The sequence below is a fragment of the Micromonospora sp. IBSANI012 genome (genome assembly GCF_052814045.1).
On record NZ_CP199933.1, the window covers coordinates 1377231 to 1400292 of the forward strand.

Here is a 23062-nt window from a genome sequence, read left to right on the forward strand (position 1 = left end):
CCGACCGGCGGACCGGACCAGGCCGGGCGAGGGCAGGGACCGGAAGGACGGGGGCGGGTCAGGCGGGGACTTCGGTGTGGGCCGTCGCCGTCGGGGCGGTGCGGGAGGCGGCGTGCAGGCGGAGGATCCCCGCGCCGACCGCGCCGGCCCCGCCGACCAGGACCGCCACGAGCAGCAGCCGGGCGTACTGGCCCGGCCAGGGGACGGGGGCGACCGCGCGGGACAGGACGCCGAGGTTGGCGACGCCGGCGAAGAGCGCCAGGCAGGCACCGGAGAGCGCCAGCGCGAAGTCGGCCGCGGCCGGCCGGCGGGCCAGCGCGTAGCCGCCCGCGGCGATCGCCCCGAGCCCGGTGAGCAGTGGCCAGATCTGCCCGCTGAGCAGCCCGCCCAGCACCCCGCCGACGCCCTCCGCGCCGGCGTCCAGCTCCCGCCCGACCACCAGGACCACCGCCGCCGCGCCGCCGAGCGCCAGCAGCGCCCCGACCGCGCGCAGCGCGCGGTCCCCGGCGACCGAGCCGGCCGGCAGCAGCCCCGCCGCCGCGACGGCCAGGAAGCCGAGCGTGGCGGCCACCCACCAGGGGTACGGGTCCGGCGGCGGCACCCAGTCCAGGGTGCCCTGGATCTCCACCTGCTCCGCGCCGTCGCGGACCGGCACGGCCCAGTCGCGTACCCGGTGCGTCCGGTTCGGGTCGGCGACGGCCTGGGCCGGCGGCCCGGATTCCCGCCACTGGGTCCGCTGGTCGTGCCAGCGCACCCTCGGCTCGTCGGCGATCCGCCGCCACTGCGGCGGCGCGGCCGGGTCCGCCTCGGGCGGCAGCGCGGTGTCGCCGGCCAGCGTCCGGTTCAGGTACGTCGCCGGGGAGCGGCTGTTCTCGTACGCGCCACCCGGCCCCACCCGCAGGTACGGCTCACCCGAGTAGCCGATCACCTCGACGTCCCGGCCGGTGCGGTTGACCAGCTCCAGCCGGGCGCCCGCCTCGACGGCCCGTACCGTCAGCCCGGGCCGGGCCGGGGTGAGGCCGGTCGCCTCGGTGCGGTAGTCGGTGCCGTCGGGCGCGTCCGCGCCGTGCGCGGCGGCCGGCGTGGCGAGGGCGAGCAGGCTGAGCAGCGCGGCCGTGGCGACCAGGCCGGCCCGGCGGAGCAGGGCGAGGATCACTTGCCGGCCGCCTCCACGGCCGCGGTGATCCCGGCCGGGCTGCGGTCGGCGACCTCCCTGCCGTTGACCTTGATGGTCGGCGTGCTGGTGACGCCGGACCTGCTGGCGTCGTCGGTCACCTTCTCGGTCCACGGCTTGTACGTCCCGTCCTTCACGCAGGAGCCGAACTCGTCCCGGTTCAGGCCGACGCCCGCGCCGATGTCGATCAGCTCGTCGTTGCTGAGCCCGGCGCTGCCCTCCGGCGGCTGCCGCGCGAAGAGCGCGTCGGTGAACTCCTTGAACTTGCCGCCCTGGGCGGCGCAGCCGGAGGCGGCCGACGAGCGGGTGGAGTATTCCGTGGTGGAGAAGCGGTTCAGGTAGGCCACCGGGTGGAAGATCACCCGGGCCTTGCCGTCCTTGACCAGCTGGTCGATGGTGGCGCCGCTGACCTGCTGGAACTGCTTGCAGGCCGGGCAGAGGTAGTCCTCGTAGAGGTCGATGGTGACCGGGCCGCCGCCGATCACGATGCCGGTGCCGGCGTCGCTGGCGCCGCGCGGCGCGGTGAACTCGTCGGCGCGCTGGCTGGACCAGACGCTCCAGCCGATCAGGCCGGCGATCACCAGTACGACGACCGCGGCGACGGACGCCCAGAGCGTGCGCCTGCGCCGGCTTTCCCGGGCCAGTTGCTCGCGGACCACCCGGGCGGCGTCCCGCTGCCCCTTGCGACTACTCATCGTCGTCCTCCACGGCGGGTTCGCCCGTCAGCCAGCCGTCCACCGAGACGGGGGTGCGGGGCCAGATCAGCAGGAACCCGGCCAGCGCCAGGAATCCCAGGTCCCGGAGGATCTCCGGGAGGTAGCTCGGGGCCTGCCCGGCGGCGAGCTGACCGCCGCTGCCGAAGCAGCCGCAGTCGATGGCCAGCCCGCGGCTCCAGGCCGAGACGATGCCGGTGATGAAGACCACCAGCAGCGCGGCGGAGACGCCGGCGGCGAGCCGGGTGGCCAGGCCGACCAGCAGGATCGCGCCGAGCGCCAGCTCCACGAAGGGCAGCGCCGCGCCGACCACCGTGGCCACGTCGTACGGCAGCAGCTGGTAGGCGTTGACCGCGCGCCCGGAGGCGGCGAGGTCACCGACCTTGGCGGCGCCGGCGACGAGCCAGACGGTGGCCAGGCCGAGCCGGGCGGCCAGCCCGATCCAGGGGCGGACGGCGGGCCAGCGGGCGGCCCGGGTGCGAGGTGCGGTCACGATCATTGGTCGTCGCGTCCGGCCGATTGGTTCCACCGGTCAGCCGGCCAGCGCATCGCCGACGGCGTCGACCAGGTCGTGCCGGGCGCGGGCCACCCGGGAGCGGATGGTGCCGACGGGCACCCCGGCCACGGCGGCCGCCTCGGCGTACGAGAGGCCGAGCAGCTGGGTCAGCACGAACGCCTCGCGGCGCTCGGTCGGCAGCCGGCGGACCAGGTCGGCGGCGCCGAGGTGCCCGGCCGGGTCCGGGTACGGGCGGCCGGTGTGGGCGTCGGCGGCGAGCCGCTCGTCGAGCCGGCGCCGCCGGACGACGATGCGCAGGTGGTCGGCGCAGGCTCGCCGGGCGATGCCGAGCAGCCAGGTACGCGCGCTGGCGCGCCCCTCGAAGCCGGCCAGCGCCCGGAACGCCCGCAGGTAGGTCTCCTGGGTGAGGTCGTCGGCGGTGTCCGGGTCGACCAGCGCGGCGGTGAACCGCCACACCTCGGCCTGGGTGGCCCGGACGAAGGCGGCCTGGGCGAGGGGATCACCGTCGCGGGCGCTCAGCGCCCAGTGCGTCGCCGTGTCGCGCGCAGCGCCGGGTGCCGCGTCGGGGCGGCCGGCGGTGGTGTCGCGCGGGGCGGGGATCACGTCACCCGAGGTTACGCGGCGTACCCGGGGCGAGCAGGGCCGTTCGGCCCTTTCTATGGCCCGGCCCACGTCGGGAACTTTCCCGCCCCACCACCCGACTACCTCCTCATGAAGTGCGACGACGTACGCGTGGCGCTGTCGGCGCGGCTGGACGGCGAGGACCCGCAGGCACCGGCGGCGGCGCTGGACGCGCACACCGCGTCCTGCCCCGACTGCCGGTCGTGGCTGGCCCGGGCCGAGCAGGTGACCCGGCTCACCCGGGTCCGCTCGGTGCAGGTGCCGGACCTGACCGCCCGGGTGCTGGCGGCGGTCGCCGCCGACCCGGTGCTGGCCGCGCGTTCGCCGGCGGCCGTCCGGGCCGCCCGTCGTCAGGTGCTGCGGGTCGCGGTGGCGGTGGCCGCGGTGGCCCAGCTCGCCATCGCGCTGCCGATCCTGCTGGCCGGGCTCGGCGTGGCCGCCGATCCGCACACCAGCCGGGAGATGGCCTCCTTCGACGTGGCCCTCGCGGTGGGTTTCGCGCTGGCCGCGTGGCGACCGGAGCGGGCCCGGGCGTTCCTGCCGGTGGCGCTGGTGCTGGCGCTCTGCCTGGCCGGCACCAGCGTGGTCGACATCGCCAACTCCACCACCGCCCTCGTGCACGAGGTCGGCCACCTGGCCGCCGTGGTGCAGGCCGGCCTGCTGTGGGCGCTCGGCCGGGTCAGCGGCGAGGCCGACCGGCCCTGGTCGCGCGCGGTCGTGGCGGGGCGCGGGTGAGGCCGACCGTTCCGGGGCCGCCGGCCGCCGCCCGGCCGGGGTCGGACCGGTCCGGCGCCGGTACGGGGTCGGGTCGGCGCAGGGGCGTCGCGTCGGCGAGCATGGCCGGCATGAACGTCGTCGATCGTCGTTGGTTCGCGCGGCTGGGTACCGCCGCCGGCCTGCTGGTCACCCTCGTCGCGCTGCTGCTCGCCCCGGCCGCTCCGGCCAGCGCCCACGCCGTGCTGGCCAGCAGCAGCCCGGTCGCCTCGGCCGTGGTGCCGAGCGCCCCGGCCGAGGTGGTGCTGACCTTCAGCGAGTCGGTGCGCAAGGTCACCGGCAAGATCCGGGTGATCGCCCCGGACGGCTCCCGGGCCGACCGGGGCGAGCCCACCTTCGAGGGTGCGCTGGTGACCGTGCCGGTGGACCCGTCCGGGCCGCGCGGCACCTACCTGGTGAGCTACCGGGTGATCTCCGCCGACAGCCACCCGGTGTCCGGCGCCTTCACCTACTCGGTCGGCGCTCCCTCGACGCCCCCCACCGACTCGGGGGCGGAGAGCCGGGCGAACCCGGTGGTGGAGAACGCGGTCAAGGTGGTCAAGTACCTGGGCTACGTGGGTCTGCTGCTGGTGGTGGGTCCGGCGCTGGTGCTCGCCGCCCTCTGGCCGCACCGGCTGTCCCGCCGGGGCCCGGCCCGGCTCGCCTGGGCGGGAGTCGGGCTGCTCGCGCTAGCCACTCTGGCCGAGCTGTGGTTGCAGGTGCCGTACACCGCCGGAGGTGGGCTGACCGACGTCACCGGGGCCGGCTTCAGCGAGATGCTCGGCAGCACGTACGGCACCGCGCACCTGGTCCGCCTGGGTCTGCTCGCGGCGGCGGCGTTCCTGCTGCGCCCGCTGACCCGGGGCCCGGTCGGTCGTACCGACGCGCTCATCCTGGCCGTGCTGGGCGGGGCGGGACTGTTCACCTGGCCGCTGGCCGGGCACCCGGCGGCCTCCCCGGCGCCGGCCGTGTCGGTGGCCGTCGACGCGGTGCACCTGGGCAGCATGGCGGTCTGGCTGGGCGGGCTGGTGATGCTGGCGGTCTTCCTGCTGCGCCGCGCCGACGAGCGGGAGCTGGGGGCGATCCTGCCGATCTGGTCCCGCTGGGCGGCGCTGGCGGTGGCGGCGCTGCTGCTCGCCGGGATCGTGCAGGGGCTGATCGAGGTGGGCGGCGTGCGGCCCCTCGTCGACACCACGTACGGCCGGCTGCTGCTGGCGAAGGTAGGGCTGTTCGTGCTGGTGGTGGCGGTGGCCGCGTACTCCCGGCAGCTGGTGCGGCGGCGGACCGCCGCGCAGCGCCCGGTACCGGTGCGGCGGGCCATCTGGGTCGAGCTGGCGATCACCGCGGTGGTGCTCGGCGTGTCGGCCACCCTGGTGCAGACCACCCCGGCCCGGGTCGCCGCCGATGAGGTGGCCGGCGCGCCCGCCGGCTACTTCTCCACCACGCTGACCAGCCCGATCTACTCGCTGCAGGTGGAGCTGGATCCGGCCGAGCGGGGCAACAACTCGCTGCACCTGTACGCGTACACCAAAGACAACCGGCCGCAGCCGGTGGCCGAGTGGAAGGTGACGGCCGCGCTGCCGTCGGCGGGCATCGAGCCGATCGACATCCCGCTGCTGCCGCTGACCGACAACCACGTGACCGGGGAGATCAGCTTCCCGAGCGCCGGCGAGTGGCAGCTGCGCGTCACCGTCCGCACCTCCGACATCGACCAGGCCACGGTGACCGCCACCGTGCCGATCAGGTAACGAGAAAGGCTCTCTCACAGATGATCCGTCTCCGGCGTCCCGCAACCGCCGCCGCTCTCGCGCTCGCCGCCGTCACCACGGCGGTGCTCGGCTTCGCCGGGCCCGCCTCGGCGCACGTCACCGTCAACCCGAAGGAGGCCGCGCAGGGTTCCTACGGCCGCTTCGCCTTCCGGGTGCCGAACGAGAGCGACACCGCCTCCACCACCAAGGTCGAGGTGGTGCTGCCGGAGAACGCGCCGGTCGGCTCGGTCTCCACCATGCCGGTGCCCGGCTGGACGGTGGCGGTGGAGAAGCGCAAGGTGGACCCGCCGATCGAGGTGCACGGCAGCCAGCTCACCGAGGCGGTGTCGAAGCTGACCTGGACGGCCACCGGCGACGCGGCGGTGAAGCCCGGCCAGTTCCAGGAGTTCCCGGTCTCGATGGGCCCGCTGCCGCAGGTCGACCGGATGGTCTTCAAGACGTTGCAGACGTACTCCGACGGCAACGTCGCGCGGTGGATCGAGGAGCCGACGCCGGGCGCCGAGGAGCCGGAGAACCCGGCGCCGGTGCTCACCCTGGCCCCGGCCTCGGCGTCGGCCACGCCGGGGGCGTCGCCGGCCGGGCAGGCCGCGGCCGATGACGACGAGGACTCCGACGGTACGGCGACCGGGCTGGCCATCGCCGGTCTGGTGGCCGGGCTGGCCGGTCTGCTCCTCGGTGGACTGGCCTTCGCCCGGACCCGCCGGGAGGCGACGCCGAAGGCCTGACCCGCTCCGCCCGCCGGCCCGTCGGAGTCGCTCCGGCGGGCCGGCGGCTGTCCGTCCCGCGCGATATGCACAGATCACGGCGGTCTCGTCGGTAAGGTCGGCCGGGTACCCGGTCACCGAAGGAGACGGAACGGATGCGGTTCGTGCGGTCGCTCGTCGGAATGCTGCTGTTGGTCGTCGGGATCCCCGCCCTGCTGGCGGGAAGCGGCCTCAGCCTGGTCGCCCAGCGCGCGAGTACCGACGGCACCTTCAGCGCCCGCTTCGAGCCAGTGCGCAGCGCGGGCCGGGCGGTCGTGGTGCAGGACGTCGACGCGCTGCTGCGCGCGGAGGCGCCGTTCACCCGGGTCGGCGGGGCGAGGCTGCGGCTGACGGCCCGTACCGCCGACGGGCCGGCCTTCGTCGGCCTGGCGCCCGCCGACGAGGTCCGCCGCTGGCTCGCCCCGGTCCCGCACGTCACGGTCGACCGGATCGCGTTGGCCCGCGGGCCGTTGCCGGTCCGGTTGACCGACGCCGGCGCCGCGCCCACCGCCGGGCCCGCCGGCGTGGTCCAGGCCAGCCCGCTCGACGCGCCCTTCTGGGTACGCGAGGGAATCGGCGCGGTCGAGTGGACCCCGGGGGAGCTGGCCGATCGCCGGTTGAGCCTGGTGGTGATGCGCCCCGACGGCGGCGCGGACCTCGCCCTGGACCTGCGGGCCGAGGTGCGGTCGGACTGGTTCCGCCCGGTGGCCTGGGGTGCGCTGGCCGGCGGGCTCCTGCTGATCGTGCTGGCGGTGCTGGTGCTGCTGCGCCCGGTACGCCCGCGCGAGGTGGTCTTCGTGGTCGAGCCGGACCAGGTCCCGGTGCTCGCCGGTCGGCTGGGCGTCAGCTCGCTCAGCGGCCTCGGCGCGGCACCCGAGCCGGAGCGGCAGCTGGTGTCGGTCGGGGCGCCCGAGCGGTCCCGGGCCGCCATCGGCGCGGTGCCGGCGCGGCGTCCGGCCACCCTCGCCGACCTGCCGCCGTGGCCGCCGGAGCGTCCGGAGGAGACGGCCGAACCGGTGCCCGGAAGCCCCCGGCCCGTCGGCACGGACTGACCCGGCACGGCGAACGGCCCGCCGCGCTGCCGACGCGGAGGGCCGTCCTCACCGGGGGATCGGTGCTACCCGACAGACGTCTGCGGTAGGTGTCGCCAGATTAGCGGCGAAAGTCGGCCACTGGAAGATCTGTCCATTTAGCGCAACTTATTCGTGGGTCGGCTCCGTCCGGCGGCGCACCGGGAGCGTCACCAGCAACAGCAGGGCCAGCAGCACATAGGCGTTGCGCACCAGGAACTCCGCCGGGGTGTCGGTACGCGCCGGGGCCACGCCCCAGTCGAAGAAGGACACCACCCCGTAGATGATCACGAACGCCGTGCCGACCGCGAGCGCGAGCAGGCGACGACGACTCCGCGTCCCCGCCACGGTGTCCCGGTCGGCGCGCAGCGCCGCGTCCACCAGCACCACCACCGCCGGGATGAACCAGTAGATGTGGTGGGTCCAGGTGATCGGGCTGACCAGGCCGCCGACCAGCCCGGTGAGGGTGAGCCCGGTCAGTTCGTCACCGGCCCGGGCGGCGCGGGCCGCCCGCCACAGGCCGTACCCGGCGACGACCGCGACCAGGGCCAGCCAGAGCAGCTGGTTCGGCCTGGCCGGTGCGTCGATCCGGCTGAGCAGCCCGAACAACGACTGGTTGCCGGTGTAGTCGGTGCGTCCGACCCGGTTGGTGGCCCACAGCTCGTGCGTCCAGAAGCGCCAGGAGTCCCGGGGCGCGAACGCCGCGGCCAGCAGCGTCGCCGCCGCCGCGGTGACGCCGGCCACCACGGCCGCCCGCCACCGCCGGCTCACCAGCAGGTAGGCGATGAAGATGCCCGGGAAGAGCTTGAGCGCCGTCGCCAGCCCCACGCCCACCCCGGCCCAGCGACGCCCCCGGGGTACGGCGAAGAGCAGGTCGGCCAGGATCAGCACCACCAGCAGCATGTTGATCTGCCCGAAGGTGATCGTCTCCCGGGTGCTCTCCACCGCGAACACCAGCAGCACCGCCACGGTGAGGGTGAAGGTCCGGGGCAGCCCGTGCCGTTCGATCACCGGGCGGACCAGCCAGCGGGTGGTCACGATCACGCCGATCGCGGTCAGGACGGTGAAGACGGCGATCGTCACGCCCAGCGGGAGCATCGCGAACGGCCGCAGCAGCAGCGCGCTGAACGGCGGATAGGTGAAGTACAGCTCGCCCTGGACCCGGTCCGGCTGCACGTAGTCGTAGAGCGGGTGCCCGGACGACCACCAGTCCATCGCCCGCATGTAGATCTTCAGGTCGAAGAAGTCGTGCACCATGCCGGGCAGGTAGAGGGCCGGCAGCACGGCGGCCAGCGCCAGCACCGCGACGACCCGACGGACCGTCCGGCCCCCCTGGTCGTCGGAGCTGACGGCGGGTGGCGCGACCGGTTCTGCTGGCACGGGGAAACCCTAGCGGTCCGCTCCGCCGCCGGTGCCGAGGCGCGACACCTGGGCTGCGGCTAGTCTGTCCCGGTGGCTGACCTTCTCGTCTGGATCGACTGTGAGATGACCGGGCTGGATCTCGCCAGCGACGCGCTGATCGAGGTCGCCGCGCTGGTCACCGATCCCGACCTCAACGTGTTGGGCGAGGGGGTCGACGTGGTCATCCACGCCGACGAGGCGGCCCTGGCGGCGATGCCGGAGATCGTGCGCACCATGCACGGCAAGTCCGGGCTGACCGAGGAGGTGCGGCGCTCCACCGTCACCCTGGCCGAGGCCGAGGACATGGTGCTGGAGTACATCACCAGCCATGTCAAGGACCCGCGGACCGCCCCGCTGTGCGGCAACTCGATCGCCACCGACCGGGGCTTCATCGCCCGGGACATGCGCCGCCTCGACGCCCACCTGCACTACCGCATGATCGACGTGTCCTCGATCAAGGAGCTGACCCGGCGCTGGTACCCCCGGGTGTACTTCGGCCAGCCGCAGAAGGGGCTCGCCCACCGGGCGCTGGCCGACATCCGGGAGAGCATCCGCGAGCTGGAGTACTACCGGCGGACGATCTTCGTACCCCTGCCCGGACCGGACGTGGAGACGGCCAAGGGGATCGCCGCCCAGCTGTAGACCGGGGCGTCGGCCCGCGCGGGCGGGCGGTGCGCAACCCGCTGGACGGGGGCGGCGGGGGTGTGGCTATTATTAGTCCGCACCGCCCGGGCGACCGGCGCGGAAGGCATGGTGGCTGTAGCTCAGTTGGCAGAGCACCGGGTTGTGGTCCCGGTTGTCGTGGGTTCAATTCCCATCAGTCACCCCAGACACGAAGGCCCCCTCCTCGCGGAGGGGGCCTTCGTCGTGTCCGGGCCGGTCAGGGGGTCGGGTCCACGCTGGGAGCCTCGTCGCCGGGGGTGGCCTCCGGGCTCGGGGTGGCCTCCGGCTCCTCGTACGGCAGGGCGCTGCCCTTGACGTAGTCGTCCCAGCTCATGTTCCAGTCGGTCCAGCCGTTGCCGTTCTGGAGCTTGCGCTCGGTGCCCTTGACCGTGATCGGGTCGCCGATGCGGGTGTTCTCGAAGAGCCACTTGCCGTCGGCCATCGAGACGTTCACGCAGCCGTGAGAGACGTTGACGCTGCCCTGCTTCCCCTCGGACCAGGGCGCGGCGTGGATGAACTCGCCGCCCCAGGTGAGCCGCTGGGCGTAGTCGATCTTCGTCCGGTAACCCTCCTCGGGGCCCAGCTCCTCCAGCGTGTCGAAGACCGTCTTGCGGAGCTTCTCGATCACCACCATGGTCCCGCTGGACGAGGGGGTGGTCTTCTTGCCGAGGCTGACCAGGATCGTCTTGACGACCTTGCCGTCCTTGGTGACGGTCATCCGCTTGGTCTTGTTGTCCACCTGCATCACCAGCGACGGGCCGATCTTGACGTCCACGGTCAGGTCGGAGCGGCCGTACCAGCCGTCGCCCATCGGCAGCCCGCCGGCCTGCACCCGGTACGACACGGTGGTGCCCGACTTCCAGAACTCCTTCGGGCGGTAGCGGACCTCGGTGGGGCTCGACCAGTGCCAGATCCCCGTTTGCGCCGGCGTGGAGGTGACGATCATCCGACGCTGGACGTCGTCGCGGTAGTCCTCGGGGATGGCCCGGCCGAACCGGACGATCAGCGGCATGCCCACCCCGACCACCTGGTTGTCGCCGAGGAAGCTGGTGATCCGTACCTGCTTGTCGGGCTTGGCCATCACGGTGAAGGCGCTGGTCGCGGTGGCCGGCTTGCCGTCGTCACCGGTCGCCGTGACGGTGGCGGTGTACTTCTCGCCGTACTCCAGGGCGCCCGCGGGGAGCCAGCTCTTGCCGTCCGCGGCGAGCTCGCCCTCGACGGCCTTGCCGCTGGCGTCCTTCAGCTCGACGCTGGTCTCCTCGGCGTCCTTCGTGGTGAAGGTGATGCCGGTGGAGGCCGGGACGTCGGTCGCGTCGGCCTTGGGCTCGCTGATGGTGGCCGCGGCCTTCGGGGCGCTCTCGCCGCTGCCCTGCCAGCTCGACGGCTTGTCGTCGCCGGAGCCCGTGCAGGCGGAGGTGAGCGCCAGCGTCGCGGCGAGAAGCCCCGCCGCGAGTGCGCGGCGCCGCCCGGCGTGCCGGGTCAGCCGGTGGTGGGTAGCTCGCATGATTCCCTCACAGTCGTGGTCCCCGATGCCCCATCCTCTCCCACTGACGCGAGAAAGCGCCGGTCGGTTGCCGGCCGTGAACTGAAACACGCCGATGGGGGAGTGCGAATTCCGGTAAAATGTGGGACTTTGGCGAGGGCTGCTCGGTTTCTTCCGGCCCCACGCTCCAGTGACCGGCGCGGGCCGGGCCCGCTCCGGTCGGGCCGGCGTGACCGCCGACCCGACCGGGTGGGTGCTACAGCAGCGGGCCGGAGCCGCCGTCCGGCACGGGCAGGGCGCTGCCCTTGACGAACTCCGACCAGCTCAGGCTCCAGGCCGTCCAGCCGTTGCCGGGGGCGACGCGGCGCTCGGTGCCCTTGATGGTGATCGGGTCGCCGATCTTCGTCTGATCGAAGAGCCAGCGGCCCATCGCCATCGAGACGTTGACGCAGCCGTGCGAGACGTTCTGCCGACCCTGCACCCCCTCGGACCAGGGCGCCGCGTGGATGTACTCGCCACCCCAGGTCAACCGTTGGGCGAAGTCGATCTCGGTGCGGTACCGGTTCTCCGGGTCGGGGTCGTCCATGGTGTCGAAGACCGTCTGCTCCTTCTTCTCCATCACCACGAGGGTGCCGCTGGAGGAGGGAGTGCTCTTCTTGCCCAGGCTGACCGGCAGGGTGCGGACCACCTCGCCGTCCTGGTACACCGTCATCTTCTTGGTGCTGTTGTCGACCTTCATCACGAAGGACCGGCCGATCTTGGCGGTCGCCGTACGGTCGACGTTGCCGTAGCGGCCGTTGCTCAACGGCATGCCGGCCAGCGCGATCCGGACGTCGAGGGTGGTGCCCGGCTTCCAGTACTCCGGGGCCCGGTAGTAGGCCTGGGTGCCGTTGTAGACCCAGTGCCAGGCGCCCGGCTGCGGCGGGTCGGTCTTGACGAACATCCGCTTCTGCACGTCCGCCCGGTCCTTCTTCGGGATGCCCGGGTGGAACTCGACGACCACCGGCATGCCCACGCCGTACGTCTTGTCGTCGAAGAGGTAGAGGCCGGAGCTGATCATCGACTTCGGCTTGGCCATGGTGGTGAAGGTGCTGGTGCCCTGCCGGGACTCGCCGCCGGCGCCGGTGCCGGTCACCGTGGCGGTGTAATCGGTGCCGTACTTCAGCGGGGCCGACGGCACCCAGGAGGAACCGTCCAGCCGCATCCTGCCCGCGACCTGCTTGCCGTCGGCGGAGGCGAGGGTGACCGAGGACACCGTGCCGCCGCCCGGCAGCTTCGCGCTGATCTCGGTGCTCACCGGCTTGTTCTTCGCCCCGTCGGCCGGGCTCACCGTCAGGCTCTGGGCCGGCGCGGAGGTCCCAGCCTCCGGTGAGGCGGTGGGCGCACCCGTACCCGGAACCGCGCCGCCGCCGACGAACTCGGCGGCCTTCTTCTTGTCGTCTCCGCACCCGGTCAGTGCCAACGACGCCACCAGGGCCAGGGCACCCACCATCGCCCCGGCCCGCGTGAACCTGCCCATTCCCACCCCAGTTCTCGCGTGCCTGGCGACATGGTGCCGTATCGACGCCGCCGCCCTGGTCCCGCCGAGCAGTCGGCCGAGCGGTTTGTTGGCTTTTGCCCGTTAAGCTCGGCCGAACAGGGGAGCCGGGTATCGGATTGGAACCCGGCTCAGGGACCTGCTAATGTTCTCTCCGTTGCCAACGAGCGCCGCTAGCTCAACTGGCAGAGCAGCGGACTCTTAATCCGCGGGTTCGGGGTTCGAGTCCCTGGCGGCGCACCGTGTAACACAGGCTCTGGCCTGGTGGTTCTCCACCAGGCCAGAGCCTTTTTCGTGTCTCTGTGAAGGTCAGGGTGCTCGAGAGCAGTGGGGCCGTTCCGGCCGGCGGTGGACGTGGTGCCGTGACCGTGGACGCGTGCACCGGCCTGCCTTACGCCAGCCACGTGTTCTGTCTTGCGTTGCTCCGCCTGCCGCGAGGGGGGTGTCGGTCGGGGCACGTTGGAGTCAGCTGCGATCAGCGCCGCCGGCCGGCACCTCAGCGGCCAACCGGATCGCTGCTTCGAATGCCGTCGCCCAAGGGAAGGCCTGCTGGCGGCTGTTGCCGCTGCCGAGTGGGTGTGGCTCCCATCCGTCGTCGGTCCCGAGAAGGATCCGGACGCGCTCATCGCGGAGGCACGCCACGGCGCGCTGAAAGGGTGCGCGGGCGGCCAGGGCGGCATTGACGAACGGGACGACCACGGTGGGCACCTGCCGGCCGATCAGCTCGGCGATTGTCGTCATCGCGTAGTTGTCGGCGATGCCGAGGGCGATCTTGTTGACGGAGTTGTAGGTGGCGGGGGCAATGACGAGCGCGTCAGCGGCGGGGAGAGATCGGCTGGCGCCGGGGGACGATCGGTAGGTGGACCGGACCGGATGCCCGGTCAGCCGCTCTATCGCTTCGGCGTCGATGAAGTCGAGGGCGCTGGGGGTGGCGGTGACCGCCGTTGTCCACGACTGTTGCGTCGCGGTGGTGACCAGTTGTGTCACGTCTGCGGCGGGGCCGGCAGCGCAGACGACGATCTGCAGGTGGCCGCTGGTCATACACGGATCCCGGCGTGCTGGGCGAAGTCGAAGACAGCGCTGCGAACGTGCCCCCGGGTTAGGACTGCCAGGTCGCTGGCGATGCGCTGAACCGTTGGCCGGCACCGGATCTCCTCCGGTGCCACCTCATACGCGCTGCGTAGCGCGTAAAGGCCGTGCTCGTAGCGTCCCCACTGGGTGTAGGCCCGAGCCACGTCGACGAGCAGCGAGGCCTTGCGTTCGGCGAGGCCGAGCTTGTCCAGCGGCACCTGGCGGGCGAGGGCGATGGCGGTGCCAGCGTCGCCCAGGGTCAGCGCGATGTTGACGCGGTGCAGAAGGACGTTGGTGGCACCGAAGCCGGTCCACCGCTCGTTGCCGTCGTAGCCGAGTCGATCGGCGGCATGGGAGGCCTCATCAAGCATGGCTTTTGCGTGGTCTCGGTTGTCGTCGCGGGCGGCGGCGATAGCACCGCGCAGCAGCAGGGCGCCATAGACGGCGACCGCGTCGGTCGAGGCGAGTCGGGTGCCGCGTCGGAGGGTCTCGGCCGCGGCTTCAGCGAGCTGCTGTGCCTGATTGCTGTGGCCGTTGCTCATGAGAGCGTGGGTCATGATCCGGGCGCTTGCACCCATCACCACCGGGTCCTGACTGCTCGAAGCGGCACGGGTGCTGCGTTCGGCGGCGATCAGCGCCATGCCTTTGTCACCGACCTTGAGCAGCACGCTGCCGACGACGTGGTACAGGTCGCTGGCCAGGGCATCGACCTGCGCCCGCTGCTCACCCTCGGCGTCCGCACGAGTTGGTTCCAGGGCAGGCAACAGGGCCACGAGCCCGGCGAAAACCTGCTCGTAACGGCACGCCTGATAGGCGATTTTCGCGGCGGCTACGTCCCGAGCGAACTGCCGGAGCGGTAGCGCAACTGGCTCGTCGTTGCGAGGTCGCGGTGCGACCAGTACTTGGAGCAGGGTTGCCGCGTTCGGCCGAGTGATGCCGCTGATCGTCATGCCCGTCAGGAGATCTCTGCGCCGCACGTCGCCGTCCGAGTCGAAGTCGTTAATGCCGCCTCCGCCAGTATGGGTGTGCGTGTTCCTGACGGGCAGCGTCGCGGGATCCGCAAGTGCATCGCTGGTACCCGCTCTCACCAGCGCTGCGAAGCGCTCGCGGACGTCCGGGGTGGTCCGCGCCAGCACCGTGTCCAGGGCGGCCTGCATGTCGGCACGCAGATGGACCTTATTGCCCTGGCTACTCCACTTGGCCACTGTTCGCCGTGCCGCGCCCAGGTGCTCAGCGAAGCCGGTAACGCTCATCCGCAACGCCTGACGCAGCGCGTTTGCTTCCCGGCCGGTCCAGGTCGGCACCGCGGCCATGGCACGTCCTCTCGATGGGGACAGTCGGCCAAACGATCGTAACGGCACTTGGCGTGCTGGCAGGTGCACCGTGAGTGCACCGCCAGGACATCCCCATTGCCGCGTTCACCGAGCGAACCTGATTGGGCTGGTGCGCCACTCTCGGCGAGTAGGCGGCCGGCACGCAATCGCAGCCTCACGCCAGGGAGCTCGGATGAACGACGGAATCGCCGGGAGGCAGGAGTTCGCCTTGTTGCTTCGGCCGGTGCCGCCCCAGCTCGCTCCCGCACGCGTGCGGATGACGCCCCGCCTGCGTACCGCCATGAGGGCTGCGTGGGTGGGTGATCGGCGGTCTGCTCCCAGCCGCTGTGGTGCGGCGGTGGGCTCGCCCTTCCCACGGCGGGCCCACCGCTCACGGTCTCGATCGGGGGTGCCGGCATGACGGTGTACGTCTCGCGTAACGCGGTGGCCGACCAGTCCTGGCGCCCCGAGCCCGGGTGGGCGTCGTCGCAGTGGTCGGTGCGGCCGGCTGATCCGCCGTTGCTCACCCACGTGTGGCGTCGGCTGTTCGAGCAGCAGGCCCGCGAGGGTGAGCGCCGGTGACCGGGCAGCGTCGTCTTGCGGCGTACCGAATCGCGCCAGCCGGGGTGGAGCATTTGCCGTTGCGTCCACTGTGGTTGTGCCGCCGGTGCGGGCAGCCGTGGCCCTGCGGGGCGGCGAAGCTCGCGCTCGTTGCCGAGTACCGGGACAACCCGGTGAGCCTGTTCCTCTACCTGGCCGCCTGTCTGCACGACGCGATCGACGACCTGCACCGGCTCAACCCGAGCGTGACGGGCAGCGCCGCTGACATGTTCGACCGGTTCCTCGGCTGGCCCGCCCGCCACACCCACGCCTACCGCGTCACGCTCCTCGAAGGCGCGGGGATTGAGGAGTCGTCACCGTGAACGGCATCGGCCTCATCACCGCGACCGGCCAGCCGGCGATCGCCGGTAGCTTCCATACCTTGGTGGTGCAGCCGACGAGCTTCTGCAACCTCGACTGCAGCTACTGCTACCTGCCCGACCGCAGATCCCGGCGCCTGATGAGCGATGCGGTCGCGCAGGCGTGCGCCGACTCGATCGCGCAGCAGTACAGCAGTCATCCGGTGAGCGTCGTGTGGCACGGGGGCGAACCCACCGCCACTCCCATTGGGTTGTTCCGGGAGCTGCTGGCCCCGTTCGAGGAGCTGCGGCGTGCGGGGATGGTGCGTCATGAGATCCAGACGAACGCGACGCTGATCAACCGGCGGTGGTGCGAGCTGTTCGCTGCCTACGAGTTCGAGGTCGGGGTCAGCATCGACGGACCGGGCGCGTTGAACCGTAACCGCCTCGACCGGGCCGGTAACCCGACGGACAGCCGAAGCCTGCGCGGCATCCTGGCCTTGGCCGACGCCGGTTTGGAGTATTCGGTGATCTGTGTCGTCACACCGGAAACCATCGACCAACCTGACACCCTCGTCGACTTCTTCACCGGCCTGCCCGGCTGCGGGTCGGTGGGCTTCAACATCGAAGAGCAGGAGGGCGCCGACCGGGCACCGGTGCCAGAGGACGCCGCTTACCGGTTCTGGCAGCACCTCATCAGGCGTCGCGTCGGCGGCAGCCCGCTGCGGATCCGCGACGTGGACCGCCTGGCCGACTACCTCGCCGCCACCCGCGCCGGACACGTCGACCACGCCCCGTACGAGCCGATCCCGACCGTCTCCTGGGATGGGCAGGTGGTGCTGCTGTCACCGGAACTCCTCGGCGTCACCGATCCGCGATACGGCGACTTCATCGCCGGCAACGTTCTCCGCCAGACGATCACCGGCATGCTCGCCCGCGCCGGCGACCTGCGCTATGTCAACGAGTTCATGACTGCCCTCAACGACTGCGCCAGCCACTGCGCCTTCTACGGCTTCTGCCGGGGCGCCCAGGCCGGCAACCGCTACTTCGAGCACGCGACGTTCACCGCCCGAGAAACGACCTACTGCCGAACCACCCGGCAAGCCCTCGTCCGCGCCGCCGCAGACCACCTCACCCCTCAAGGAGGACCACCATGACCAACGCTCTCGCGACCCTCGTCAACGCCGCGCCTGAGCAACTCGCCCGCCTCGGCGTCGGCCCAGACCGGTCGGTAGCGTCGATCGACGCAGCGAAGTTCGACAACCGGCCCACCTGGGACAACCGCGGGAAGTTTGACAGCCGACCCGGCTGGGACAACTGGAACAAGAAGAAGTAGCCCCCCACCGCTGGACGCGCGGGTTGGCGTGCCCACCCCGCACCCACACAGGTTGAGGACACATGCGCACCACCACGATCGGCGACGTGAAGGTCCTGCTGCCGGACCTCGACCCCGACGACCTCGACAAGGTGACCGAATTGTCGGATGCTCTCACCGAGGTCCTCGTCGAAGGCGCATCCTGCCACGGCGTGCAGCTCGAAGGAGCCAGTATCCGTAGCAGTCGGATCACCGGCGCGGACCTCAGCGAGAGCACCTGGGAAACCGGCAGCCTCTACGGATGCGAGATCATCCGCACCGACTTCTCCGGCGCGGCCATTACCGGTATCACCATCGAACGATGCGCGATCACCGGCTCTCGGTTCACCGGTACCCGGCTCACCGATGTACGCCTCAAGGACGTCCTGTTTGACGGCTGCCGCTTCGACTACGCCACCTTCCAACGCGTCATCGCCGCCGGCTCGGTCGCCTTCACCGACTGCACCCTCACTCACACCACCTGGTCCACCTGCCGCCTCCCCGGCATCGCGCTGCGGTCCTGCGACCTCAACGGCCTGGAACTGGACTCCTGTCACCTCGACGGCGCGGACCTGCGGCACAGTCGCCTCCAAGGACTCAAGACGTCCCTCGACAATCTGCACGGCCTCACCGTCGGTGAGGACCAACTTTCTGACCTCACCCAGCTGGCCATCAACGCCCTGCGCCTCACCGTGCGCAACGACCAACTTCGGGGAAGCCACCGTGGTGGCTGCTGATGCCGTCCGCACCGGCAGCCCCGAGCAAGGCTCTTATCTGCATCCGAACCTCCGGCTCGGGTAAGAGGCGCCCGCTACCACCTTGGCGTAGCTAAGCCGCTGAGTCGTTGTGCTTGCGCACCAGTTCGGGCAGCTCAGCCAGCGAGTCGAGCCGGAGCAGGCAGCGATCGCGCGATGACGTGCCCAGCAAGGCATGCAAAAGGGTTCATAAGTCCTAGAAACGGAGCAAACGCCACCTAGTGTCAGAGTGCCGTGCCCGGATCCCTCGAGGAGTCAGCCGATGTCGCACCATCTCGACACCCCGCTCGCCGCGCAGTCCGGTCAGCTCTACCTGGACGACCTGTACGTCTTCGACGGCGAGCGCGGCACGGTCTTCGTCATGGACGTCAACAGTTCGGTGACCCGGGCCGACATCAAGCGTGGCTTCCACCACGAGGCGCGGTACGAGTTCAAGATTCACTTCGATGGCGCCGATCTCGAGGACCTCACCTACCGGGTGGCCTTCGATGAACCGGACGCCGACGGGCGGCAGGCGGTGACGCTGCACACGCTGACCGGCACCGAAGCGCGCAGCGACGCGGCGACCGGCGAACTCCACGTCCAGGGGCGGACCGGCGAGGTGGTGAGCAGCGACATCCTGCGGCTCTGGGCCGGCCGGATCGCCGATCCCTTCTACATCGACCTGGACCAGCTCGCGACCGTCAACGACGCCTTCAAGAACGGCGCCAAGCTGGACCGCTCGAAGTGGCGACCGGAGAACGCGAAGAACAGCTTCGCCGGCACCACCGTCGAGTCCATCGTCCTCGAGGTGTCGCACGACGAGCCGCGGCTGCGCGACGGGGCGCAGATCGGCGTCTGGTGCACCACGAAGCTGGCGACGGACGCCGGCGGATGGCGGCCGATCAACCGGGCCGGCCACCCGATGATGTGGCCGATCTTCTGGCCGACCGACACCGACTTCTCCGACCCCGCCAACGTCCGGCACCCTTGCGACGACCTGAAGGCGGACGGCGAGAACATCGCCTCGACCGTCGCGCGGGTGGTCGCCGCGAACGGCACGGCTCCCGATCCGAAGGCGTACGGCAGGAGCGTGGCCCGGCAGGTCTACCCCGATCTGCTGTCGTACCGGGTCGGGACGCCGGCGAACTACGGCTTCGCCGTGCGGAACGGGCGCACGATGCTGGACAACGCCCCGGAGGTGATGTTCTCCCTGGTGCTGAACACGGGGATGACCTCGGGGCTGACCGCGGACGTGACCCGGGAGGCCCGCTCCGGCACGTTCCCCTACGTGGTCCCCGCCTGACGCGGTGGTCGCTCCGCACGACGGTGGCGATGCCGCTGGCCGTAGCGCCGCACGGGACCGACTGAGTCAGCGCGGCGTGGCCGGCGGGCGTAGTCCGTCGAGGGCGACGCCCAGCACCCGTTCGCGCTGCTCCGGCTCGGGGAACTGGGCCATGGTGAGGCCGCTGAGCAGCCGGACCACGTCGTCGAAGCTGATGTCGGCGCGGACCGCCCCGGAGGCCTGGGCGCGGCGCATCAGCGGCTCGCCCGCGGTGTAGATCTCCGTCCGGCAACTCCGGAAGACCTCGGAGTCGCGCAGCAGCTCCTCGGCCAGGGCCCGCTTGGTGGCGGCGTAGCCGACGAACCGGTGCAGCCAGGCGACGAGCGCGTCCCACGGGGGCAGGTCGGCCAGGTCGGCCGCGGAGCGACTCAGCGCCCGGACCTCCTCGACGTAGACGGCTTCGAACAGGGCCTGCCGGGTGGGGAAGTTCCGGTAGAGGGTGCCGATGCCCACCCCGGCGCGCCGGGCCACCTCTTCGAGCGAGGCGGACGCTCCGTTCTCGGCGAAGGCCTCGCGGGCGGCCGCGATCAGCGACTCGTAGTTGCGCCGGGCGTCGGCCCGCTTGGGTCGCTGTGCGAAGACGTCGGGCGTCTGTCCCGCGCTGGCCATGACGTGCGTCACCTCACCTCGGTTGCAACCGGAGGCACCCCTCCGCTAGCTTAATGGAGGCACCCCTCCGGAACTGTCCGGAGTCATGCCTCCGCTTAGCTTACCTCCCCGGGCGCTCCGCGCCGATCCCGCCGAACAGTGCGACGGGCGCCGCCCCGAAGCCCTGACGAGCCCAGCTGCCCGTCCCCTCCGTACGCGGAATTGGAGTTCCCCGCATGACAGAGACCGTCCGTCGCGGCTCCCGCCGGCTCACCTTCCTCGTCCTGGCGGCCGGCACCGGGTTCTTCGCGATGCTCCAGTCGCTGATCACCCCGGTGCTGCCGACCATCCAGCATGACCTGCACACGTCTCAGAACACCGTCACCTGGGTGCTGACGGCCTACCTGCTCTCCGCGTCCATCTTCACGCCGATCCTGGGCCGGGTCGGCGACATGGTGGGCAAGGAACGGATGCTCGTCGTCTCCCTCGGCGCGCTCGCCCTCGGCTGCCTGCTGGCCGCCGTCGCGCCGAGCATCGGCGTGCTCATCGTCGCCCGGGTCGTCCAGGGCGTCGGCGGCGCCGTCTTCCCGCTGTCGTTCGGGATCATCCGCGACGAGTTCCCCGCCGCGCGGGTTTCCTCCGCGGTGGCCGCCATCTCGGCGATCGTCGCGGCCGGCGGCGGCCTGGGGGTCGTGCTCGCCGGTCCGATCGTCGGCGCCCTCGACTACCGGTGGCTGTTCTGGATCCCGATGGTCGTCGTCGGGCTGACCGCCGTCGCCGCGTACTTCGTCGTGCCGGAGTCGCCGGTGCGTACCCCCGGCCGGATCGACTGGCGGGCCACCCTGCTGCTGTCCGGCTGGCTGGTCGCCCTGCTGCTGCCGATCAGCAAGGCCGCCGCCTGGGGCTGGACCTCGGCTCGGGTGGTGGGCCTGCTGGCGCTCGCCGCGGTGCTGCTGTCCGGTTGGCTGGTCGCCGAGATCCGCTCCAGCAACCCGCTGATCGACATGCGGATGATGCGTCTGCCCGGAGTCTGGACGACCAACCTGGTCGCCCTGCTCTACGGCGCGTCGATGTTCTCCGTCTACGCGTTCCTGCCGCAGTTCGTGCAGACCCCGACGGTGGCCGGTTACGGCTTCGGTGCGACCGTCACCCAGGCCGGCCTGCTGATGCTGCCCATGCTGGTCGGCATGTTCGTCGCCGGCCTCCTCGCCGGCCGGCTGGAGTCGCGCTTCAGCGCCAAGGCGCAGCTCGCCACCGGTGCGGCCTTCAACGTGCTCGCCTCCGCGATGCTGACGGTCGCGCACGACACCCGCTGGGAGATCGGGGTGGCCGGCGCCCTTGTCGGTCTCGGCATCGGGCTGGCCTTCGCCTCGATGGCCAACCTCATCGTGGGCAACGTCCCGGCCGGGCAGACCGGGGTGGCGACCGGCATGAACGCCAACATCCGCACCATCGGCGGCGCCGTCGGCGCGGCCGTGGTCAGCGGTGTGATCACCGCCCACCCGCAGGCGAACGGGCTGCCCCGGGAGGCCGGCTTCACCCTGGGCTTCCTGGTCCTCACCGGGCTGGCCCTGGCGGCCGCGGTGGCGGCGCTGGCCGTCCCGTCCGGGCGGCGCGCGTCGGCCGACCGCCGGCCGGCCCCCGTGCCGGAGCTGGTGACCGTCCCCGCGGGCCGCTGATCCGCCCGGCGCGAGTTCGGCCGCGCGCCCCCGCCCGGAACGGGGGCGCGCGGCCTCCCGTCCGATGGACGGGCGGTAGATCGTCAACTTGTCGTTGACGACGAGGGCCTCGTCAACCTATGGTTGACGCATGACGGATCCCATCCAGATGAGCAACCCGGTACGCCTCGACGACCTCATCCAGGCCATCAAGAAGGCCCATCCCGACGCGCTCGACCAGCTCAGCGACGCGGTCATCGCGGCGGATTACCTGGGCGAGCTGGCCGACCACCTGATCGGCCACTTCGTGGACCAGGCCCGGCGCTCCGGTGCCTCGTGGACCGAAATCGGCAAGAGCATGGGGGTCAGCAAGCAGGCCGCCCAGAAGCGCTCCGCCGCGAAGGTCGACGCGGCCGCCGCCCTCGACCCGAGCGCCGGCTTCGGCCGCTTCACCCCGCGGGCCCGCAACGTCGTGATGGCCTCGCAGAACGAGGCCCGGGCCACCGGGCACGCGGAGATCCGGGCCGAGCACCTGGTGCTGGGGCTGCTGGCCGAGCCGGAGGCGCTGGCCGCCAAGGCGATCATCGAGGAGGGCGTATCGCTGGACGACGTGCGGCAGGCGGCGACGGCGGCGCTCCCGCCCCCCGCCGAGCAGGTGCCCGACCTGATCCCCTACGACGCGCAGGGCAAGAAGGCCCTCGAACTGACCTTCCGGGAGGCGCTGCGCCTCGGGCACAACTACATCGGCACCGAGCACATCCTGCTCGCCCTGCTGGAGCTGGAGGACGGCTCGGGCGTGCTCTCCGGGCTGGGACTGGGCAAGGACGGTGTCGAGGAACGGATCATGGCCGCCCTGGCGCTGTACCGGTGACCCTCGCGGGGGACGCGATGTCCCCCGCGCCGGGGAGTTCCCGCCGCTTGGATGTCGGCAGAGTCCCAGGTGGACCGTCCCGCCGGCGCGCCCGGCCGGCGCGGGGCCGGGCGGTCCGTCGATGGCCGGGGCGCGGCACGGGGGGACGCCCCGGCCATCGACGGGTACGGGGTCAGGCGACGGCGACGGGGAAGCCGTAGCGGGCGGCGTGCTCCGGGTCGGTCGGGTCGACCTGCCGGATGCCGGCGTCGGCGAGGCGCTTGTTCACCTCGTCCAGCTGCTCGCGGACCAGTCGGGCCTCCTCCTCGGTGACCCGCCCGCGATGCGGTCGGCCGGCGTGCTCGATGGTGCCGTAGTCGATCTTTTCCGCGCTCTTGCGCGCCTTCGGCGGGCGTACCCGCTCGGCGGTGCGCAGCAGTTGGGCCATCGGAACGTCGGTGGCCATCGCGTCGAACTCGCTGGCGGTCAGCACCACCCGGCGCGGCTCGCCGCCGCCGTGCCGGTCGTGGATCTCCACCACCGCCACGTCCAGCGCCGCGTCGTCGATGCTCTCCACCTCGATCGGGGTGGCGTCCAGCTGCACGGGCCCGGCCACCAGGTCAGGGTGCTCCAGCACGACGACCTTGACCACCTCGTCGTCGGCCCGCAGTACCGTGCCACTGAAGTCGGAGACGTGGATCGTCTTCTTGCCCATGCGCGGAGCTTCTCCTGTCGTAGGCCGAGTTTCGGACCACAAGACGCTACCCGACAGGTGTGCGAAAGCCCCGGCTGGACGCCCCGGGTGT

General features: G+C 71.9%; 23 protein-coding genes, 2 tRNA genes and 1 pseudogene. 15 read left to right on the top strand and 11 right to left on the bottom strand.

Annotated features, from left to right (window positions below):
• Window positions 1-58 precede the first annotated feature (58 nt).
• Genes ACTWM8_RS06515 through ACTWM8_RS06530 form a run of 4 tightly spaced genes read right to left on the bottom strand, consistent with a single transcriptional unit; the run spans window position 59 to window position 3007 of the window.
• On the bottom strand, window positions 59-1156 hold the full coding sequence (locus ACTWM8_RS06515; protein WP_446213022.1) for a hypothetical protein: 1098 nt from the start codon (window positions 1154-1156) through the stop codon (window positions 59-61).
• Window positions 1153-1869, bottom strand: a complete 717-nt coding sequence (locus ACTWM8_RS06520) for a DsbA family protein (protein ID WP_446213023.1) — start codon at window positions 1867-1869, stop codon at window positions 1153-1155. Before ACTWM8_RS06520 ends, ACTWM8_RS06515 begins: the two co-directional genes overlap by 4 nt.
• Window positions 1862-2386 carry a MauE/DoxX family redox-associated membrane protein gene (locus tag ACTWM8_RS06525; RefSeq protein WP_446213024.1) on the bottom strand — a complete coding sequence of 175 codons (525 nt, stop codon included), beginning with the start codon at window positions 2384-2386 and terminating at the stop codon, window positions 1862-1864. Before ACTWM8_RS06525 ends, ACTWM8_RS06520 begins: the two co-directional genes overlap by 8 nt.
• A 33-nt stretch (window positions 2387-2419) precedes the next feature.
• The gene (locus tag ACTWM8_RS06530; protein ID WP_446213025.1) at window positions 2420-3007 is read right to left on the bottom strand and encodes a sigma-70 family RNA polymerase sigma factor; all 588 of its coding nucleotides are present in this window, start codon (window positions 3005-3007) and stop codon (window positions 2420-2422) included.
• 108 nt (window positions 3008-3115) lie between these two features.
• Between ACTWM8_RS06530 and ACTWM8_RS06535 the strand changes: the two genes are divergently transcribed.
• The 4 genes and pseudogenes from ACTWM8_RS06535 to ACTWM8_RS06550 form a co-directional block, all read left to right on the top strand.
• Window positions 3116-3760 (top strand): zf-HC2 domain-containing protein, encoded by a 645-nt coding sequence (locus ACTWM8_RS06535; protein ID WP_088963654.1) that lies wholly within the window; start codon window positions 3116-3118, stop codon window positions 3758-3760.
• A 101-nt stretch (window positions 3761-3861) separates the two neighbouring features.
• Entirely contained in the window at window positions 3862-5526 is a 1665-nt protein-coding gene (locus ACTWM8_RS06540) for a copper resistance CopC/CopD family protein (protein ID WP_446213026.1), read from the top strand.
• A gap of 20 nt (window positions 5527-5546) precedes the next feature.
• On the top strand, window positions 5547-6272 hold the full coding sequence (locus tag ACTWM8_RS06545) for a YcnI family copper-binding membrane protein (protein WP_446213027.1): 726 nt from the start codon (window positions 5547-5549) through the stop codon (window positions 6270-6272).
• Between the two features lie 665 nt (window positions 6273-6937).
• A pseudogene (locus ACTWM8_RS06550) lies at window positions 6938-7321 on the top strand (hypothetical protein); the annotation flags it as partial.
• A 168-nt stretch (window positions 7322-7489) separates the two neighbouring features.
• Here ACTWM8_RS06550 and ACTWM8_RS06555 read toward each other — a convergent pair.
• A complete protein-coding gene (locus tag ACTWM8_RS06555) occupies window positions 7490-8740 on the bottom strand; it encodes a glycosyltransferase family 87 protein (RefSeq protein ID WP_446213028.1) in 1251 nt (416 codons plus the stop codon).
• Between the two features lie 105 nt (window positions 8741-8845).
• Here ACTWM8_RS06555 and orn point away from each other — a divergent pair, with 105 nt between their 5' ends.
• Together orn and ACTWM8_RS06565 are read left to right on the top strand one after the other, a co-directional pair.
• Entirely contained in the window at window positions 8846-9403 is a 558-nt protein-coding gene (gene orn / locus ACTWM8_RS06560) for an oligoribonuclease (RefSeq protein WP_446214484.1), read from the top strand.
• Window positions 9404-9514: 111 nt separating this feature from the next.
• Window positions 9515-9590, top strand: a tRNA-His gene (locus tag ACTWM8_RS06565).
• A 51-nt stretch (window positions 9591-9641) separates the two neighbouring features.
• Here ACTWM8_RS06565 and ACTWM8_RS06570 read toward each other — a convergent pair.
• Window positions 9642-10928: an Ig-like domain-containing protein gene (locus ACTWM8_RS06570; RefSeq protein ID WP_446213029.1), complete on the bottom strand. Its 1287-nt coding sequence runs from the start codon at window positions 10926-10928 to the stop codon at window positions 9642-9644.
• Between the two features lie 235 nt (window positions 10929-11163).
• Window positions 11164-12426, bottom strand: coding sequence for an Ig-like domain-containing protein (locus tag ACTWM8_RS06575; RefSeq protein WP_446213030.1), 1263 nt, complete (start codon window positions 12424-12426; stop codon window positions 11164-11166).
• 185 nt (window positions 12427-12611) lie between these two features.
• Here ACTWM8_RS06575 and ACTWM8_RS06580 point away from each other — a divergent pair.
• Window positions 12612-12684, top strand: a tRNA-Lys gene (locus tag ACTWM8_RS06580).
• Between the two features lie 225 nt (window positions 12685-12909).
• On the opposite strand, the gene ACTWM8_RS06585 is transcribed toward ACTWM8_RS06580, so the two are convergent.
• Window positions 12910-13485, bottom strand: coding sequence for a flavoprotein (locus ACTWM8_RS06585; protein ID WP_446213031.1), 576 nt, complete (start codon window positions 13483-13485; stop codon window positions 12910-12912).
• A complete protein-coding gene (locus ACTWM8_RS06590; protein ID WP_446213032.1) occupies window positions 13482-14828 on the bottom strand; it encodes a hypothetical protein in 1347 nt (448 codons plus the stop codon). Before ACTWM8_RS06590 ends, ACTWM8_RS06585 begins: the two co-directional genes overlap by 4 nt.
• A gap of 417 nt (window positions 14829-15245) precedes the next feature.
• Here ACTWM8_RS06590 and amcA (ACTWM8_RS06595) point away from each other — a divergent pair, with 417 nt between their 5' ends.
• The 6 genes from amcA (ACTWM8_RS06595) (at window position 15246) to ACTWM8_RS06620 (ending at window position 19121) form a co-directional block, all read left to right on the top strand.
• Window positions 15246-15410 carry a multiple cyclophane-containing RiPP AmcA gene (amcA, locus tag ACTWM8_RS06595; protein WP_446213033.1) on the top strand — a complete coding sequence of 55 codons (165 nt, stop codon included), beginning with the start codon at window positions 15246-15248 and terminating at the stop codon, window positions 15408-15410.
• Window positions 15407-15751: a hypothetical protein gene (locus tag ACTWM8_RS06600; protein ID WP_446213034.1), complete on the top strand. Its 345-nt coding sequence runs from the start codon at window positions 15407-15409 to the stop codon at window positions 15749-15751. The genes amcA (ACTWM8_RS06595) and ACTWM8_RS06600 overlap by 4 nt, the downstream gene beginning before the upstream one ends.
• On the top strand, window positions 15748-16884 hold the full coding sequence (gene amcB / locus ACTWM8_RS06605; protein ID WP_446213035.1) for a cyclophane-forming radical SAM peptide maturase AmcB: 1137 nt from the start codon (window positions 15748-15750) through the stop codon (window positions 16882-16884). Before ACTWM8_RS06600 ends, amcB begins: the two co-directional genes overlap by 4 nt.
• Window positions 16881-17063 carry a multiple cyclophane-containing RiPP AmcA gene (amcA, locus tag ACTWM8_RS06610; RefSeq protein WP_446213036.1) on the top strand — a complete coding sequence of 61 codons (183 nt, stop codon included), beginning with the start codon at window positions 16881-16883 and terminating at the stop codon, window positions 17061-17063. The genes amcB and amcA (ACTWM8_RS06610) overlap by 4 nt, the downstream gene beginning before the upstream one ends.
• Before the next feature lie 62 nt (window positions 17064-17125).
• Window positions 17126-17818 (top strand): pentapeptide repeat-containing protein, encoded by a 693-nt coding sequence (locus tag ACTWM8_RS06615; protein ID WP_446213037.1) that lies wholly within the window; start codon window positions 17126-17128, stop codon window positions 17816-17818.
• 280 nt (window positions 17819-18098) lie between these two features.
• Window positions 18099-19121 carry a DUF4331 family protein gene (locus ACTWM8_RS06620; protein WP_446213038.1) on the top strand — a complete coding sequence of 341 codons (1023 nt, stop codon included), beginning with the start codon at window positions 18099-18101 and terminating at the stop codon, window positions 19119-19121.
• Between the two features lie 66 nt (window positions 19122-19187).
• Here ACTWM8_RS06620 and ACTWM8_RS06625 read toward each other — a convergent pair whose 3' ends face one another.
• Window positions 19188-19769 carry a TetR/AcrR family transcriptional regulator gene (locus tag ACTWM8_RS06625; protein WP_446213039.1) on the bottom strand — a complete coding sequence of 194 codons (582 nt, stop codon included), beginning with the start codon at window positions 19767-19769 and terminating at the stop codon, window positions 19188-19190.
• Between the two features lie 215 nt (window positions 19770-19984).
• Between ACTWM8_RS06625 and ACTWM8_RS06630 the strand changes: the two genes are divergently transcribed.
• Both ACTWM8_RS06630 and ACTWM8_RS06635 read left to right on the top strand, forming a co-directional pair.
• Window positions 19985-21427 carry an MFS transporter gene (locus tag ACTWM8_RS06630; RefSeq protein WP_446213040.1) on the top strand — a complete coding sequence of 481 codons (1443 nt, stop codon included), beginning with the start codon at window positions 19985-19987 and terminating at the stop codon, window positions 21425-21427.
• Between the two features lie 130 nt (window positions 21428-21557).
• Window positions 21558-22277 (top strand): Clp protease N-terminal domain-containing protein, encoded by a 720-nt coding sequence (locus ACTWM8_RS06635; protein WP_446213041.1) that lies wholly within the window; start codon window positions 21558-21560, stop codon window positions 22275-22277.
• Between the two features lie 172 nt (window positions 22278-22449).
• Here the strand turns inward: ACTWM8_RS06635 and ACTWM8_RS06640 are convergent, their stop codons facing one another.
• Window positions 22450-22971: a hypothetical protein gene (locus ACTWM8_RS06640; RefSeq protein WP_088963631.1), complete on the bottom strand. Its 522-nt coding sequence runs from the start codon at window positions 22969-22971 to the stop codon at window positions 22450-22452.
• Window positions 22972-23062: the final 91 nt, after the last annotated feature.

Bases quoted from the DNA above. Each gene is read 5' to 3' on its own strand.
- ACTWM8_RS06590 (WP_446213032.1), bottom strand. From the start codon at position 14,828: ATGGCCGCGGTGCCGACCTGGACCGGCCGGGAAGCAAACGCGCTGCGT.
- ACTWM8_RS06540 (WP_446213026.1), top strand. From the start codon at position 3,862: ATGGCCGGCATGAACGTCGTCGATCGTCGTTGGTTCGCGCGGCTGGGT.
- ACTWM8_RS06620 (WP_446213038.1), top strand. From the start codon at position 18,099: ATGTCGCACCATCTCGACACCCCGCTCGCCGCGCAGTCCGGTCAGCTC.
- ACTWM8_RS06640 (WP_088963631.1), bottom strand. From the start codon at position 22,971: ATGGGCAAGAAGACGATCCACGTCTCCGACTTCAGTGGCACGGTACTG.
- ACTWM8_RS06630 (WP_446213040.1), top strand. From the start codon at position 19,985: ATGACAGAGACCGTCCGTCGCGGCTCCCGCCGGCTCACCTTCCTCGTC.
- ACTWM8_RS06585 (WP_446213031.1), bottom strand. From the start codon at position 13,485: ATGACCAGCGGCCACCTGCAGATCGTCGTCTGCGCTGCCGGCCCCGCC.
- ACTWM8_RS06535 (WP_088963654.1), top strand. From the start codon at position 3,116: ATGAAGTGCGACGACGTACGCGTGGCGCTGTCGGCGCGGCTGGACGGC.
- ACTWM8_RS06570 (WP_446213029.1), bottom strand. From the start codon at position 10,928: ATGCGAGCTACCCACCACCGGCTGACCCGGCACGCCGGGCGGCGCCGC.
- ACTWM8_RS06545 (WP_446213027.1), top strand. From the start codon at position 5,547: ATGATCCGTCTCCGGCGTCCCGCAACCGCCGCCGCTCTCGCGCTCGCC.
- ACTWM8_RS06615 (WP_446213037.1), top strand. From the start codon at position 17,126: ATGCGCACCACCACGATCGGCGACGTGAAGGTCCTGCTGCCGGACCTC.
- ACTWM8_RS06575 (WP_446213030.1), bottom strand. From the start codon at position 12,426: ATGGGCAGGTTCACGCGGGCCGGGGCGATGGTGGGTGCCCTGGCCCTG.
- ACTWM8_RS06625 (WP_446213039.1), bottom strand. From the start codon at position 19,769: ATGGCCAGCGCGGGACAGACGCCCGACGTCTTCGCACAGCGACCCAAG.
- ACTWM8_RS06635 (WP_446213041.1), top strand. From the start codon at position 21,558: ATGACGGATCCCATCCAGATGAGCAACCCGGTACGCCTCGACGACCTC.
- orn (WP_446214484.1), top strand. From the start codon at position 8,846: ATGACCGGGCTGGATCTCGCCAGCGACGCGCTGATCGAGGTCGCCGCG.
- amcA (WP_446213033.1), top strand. From the start codon at position 15,246: ATGACGGTGTACGTCTCGCGTAACGCGGTGGCCGACCAGTCCTGGCGC.
- ACTWM8_RS06520 (WP_446213023.1), bottom strand. From the start codon at position 1,869: ATGAGTAGTCGCAAGGGGCAGCGGGACGCCGCCCGGGTGGTCCGCGAG.
- amcA (WP_446213036.1), top strand. From the start codon at position 16,881: ATGACCAACGCTCTCGCGACCCTCGTCAACGCCGCGCCTGAGCAACTC.
- ACTWM8_RS06525 (WP_446213024.1), bottom strand. From the start codon at position 2,386: ATGATCGTGACCGCACCTCGCACCCGGGCCGCCCGCTGGCCCGCCGTC.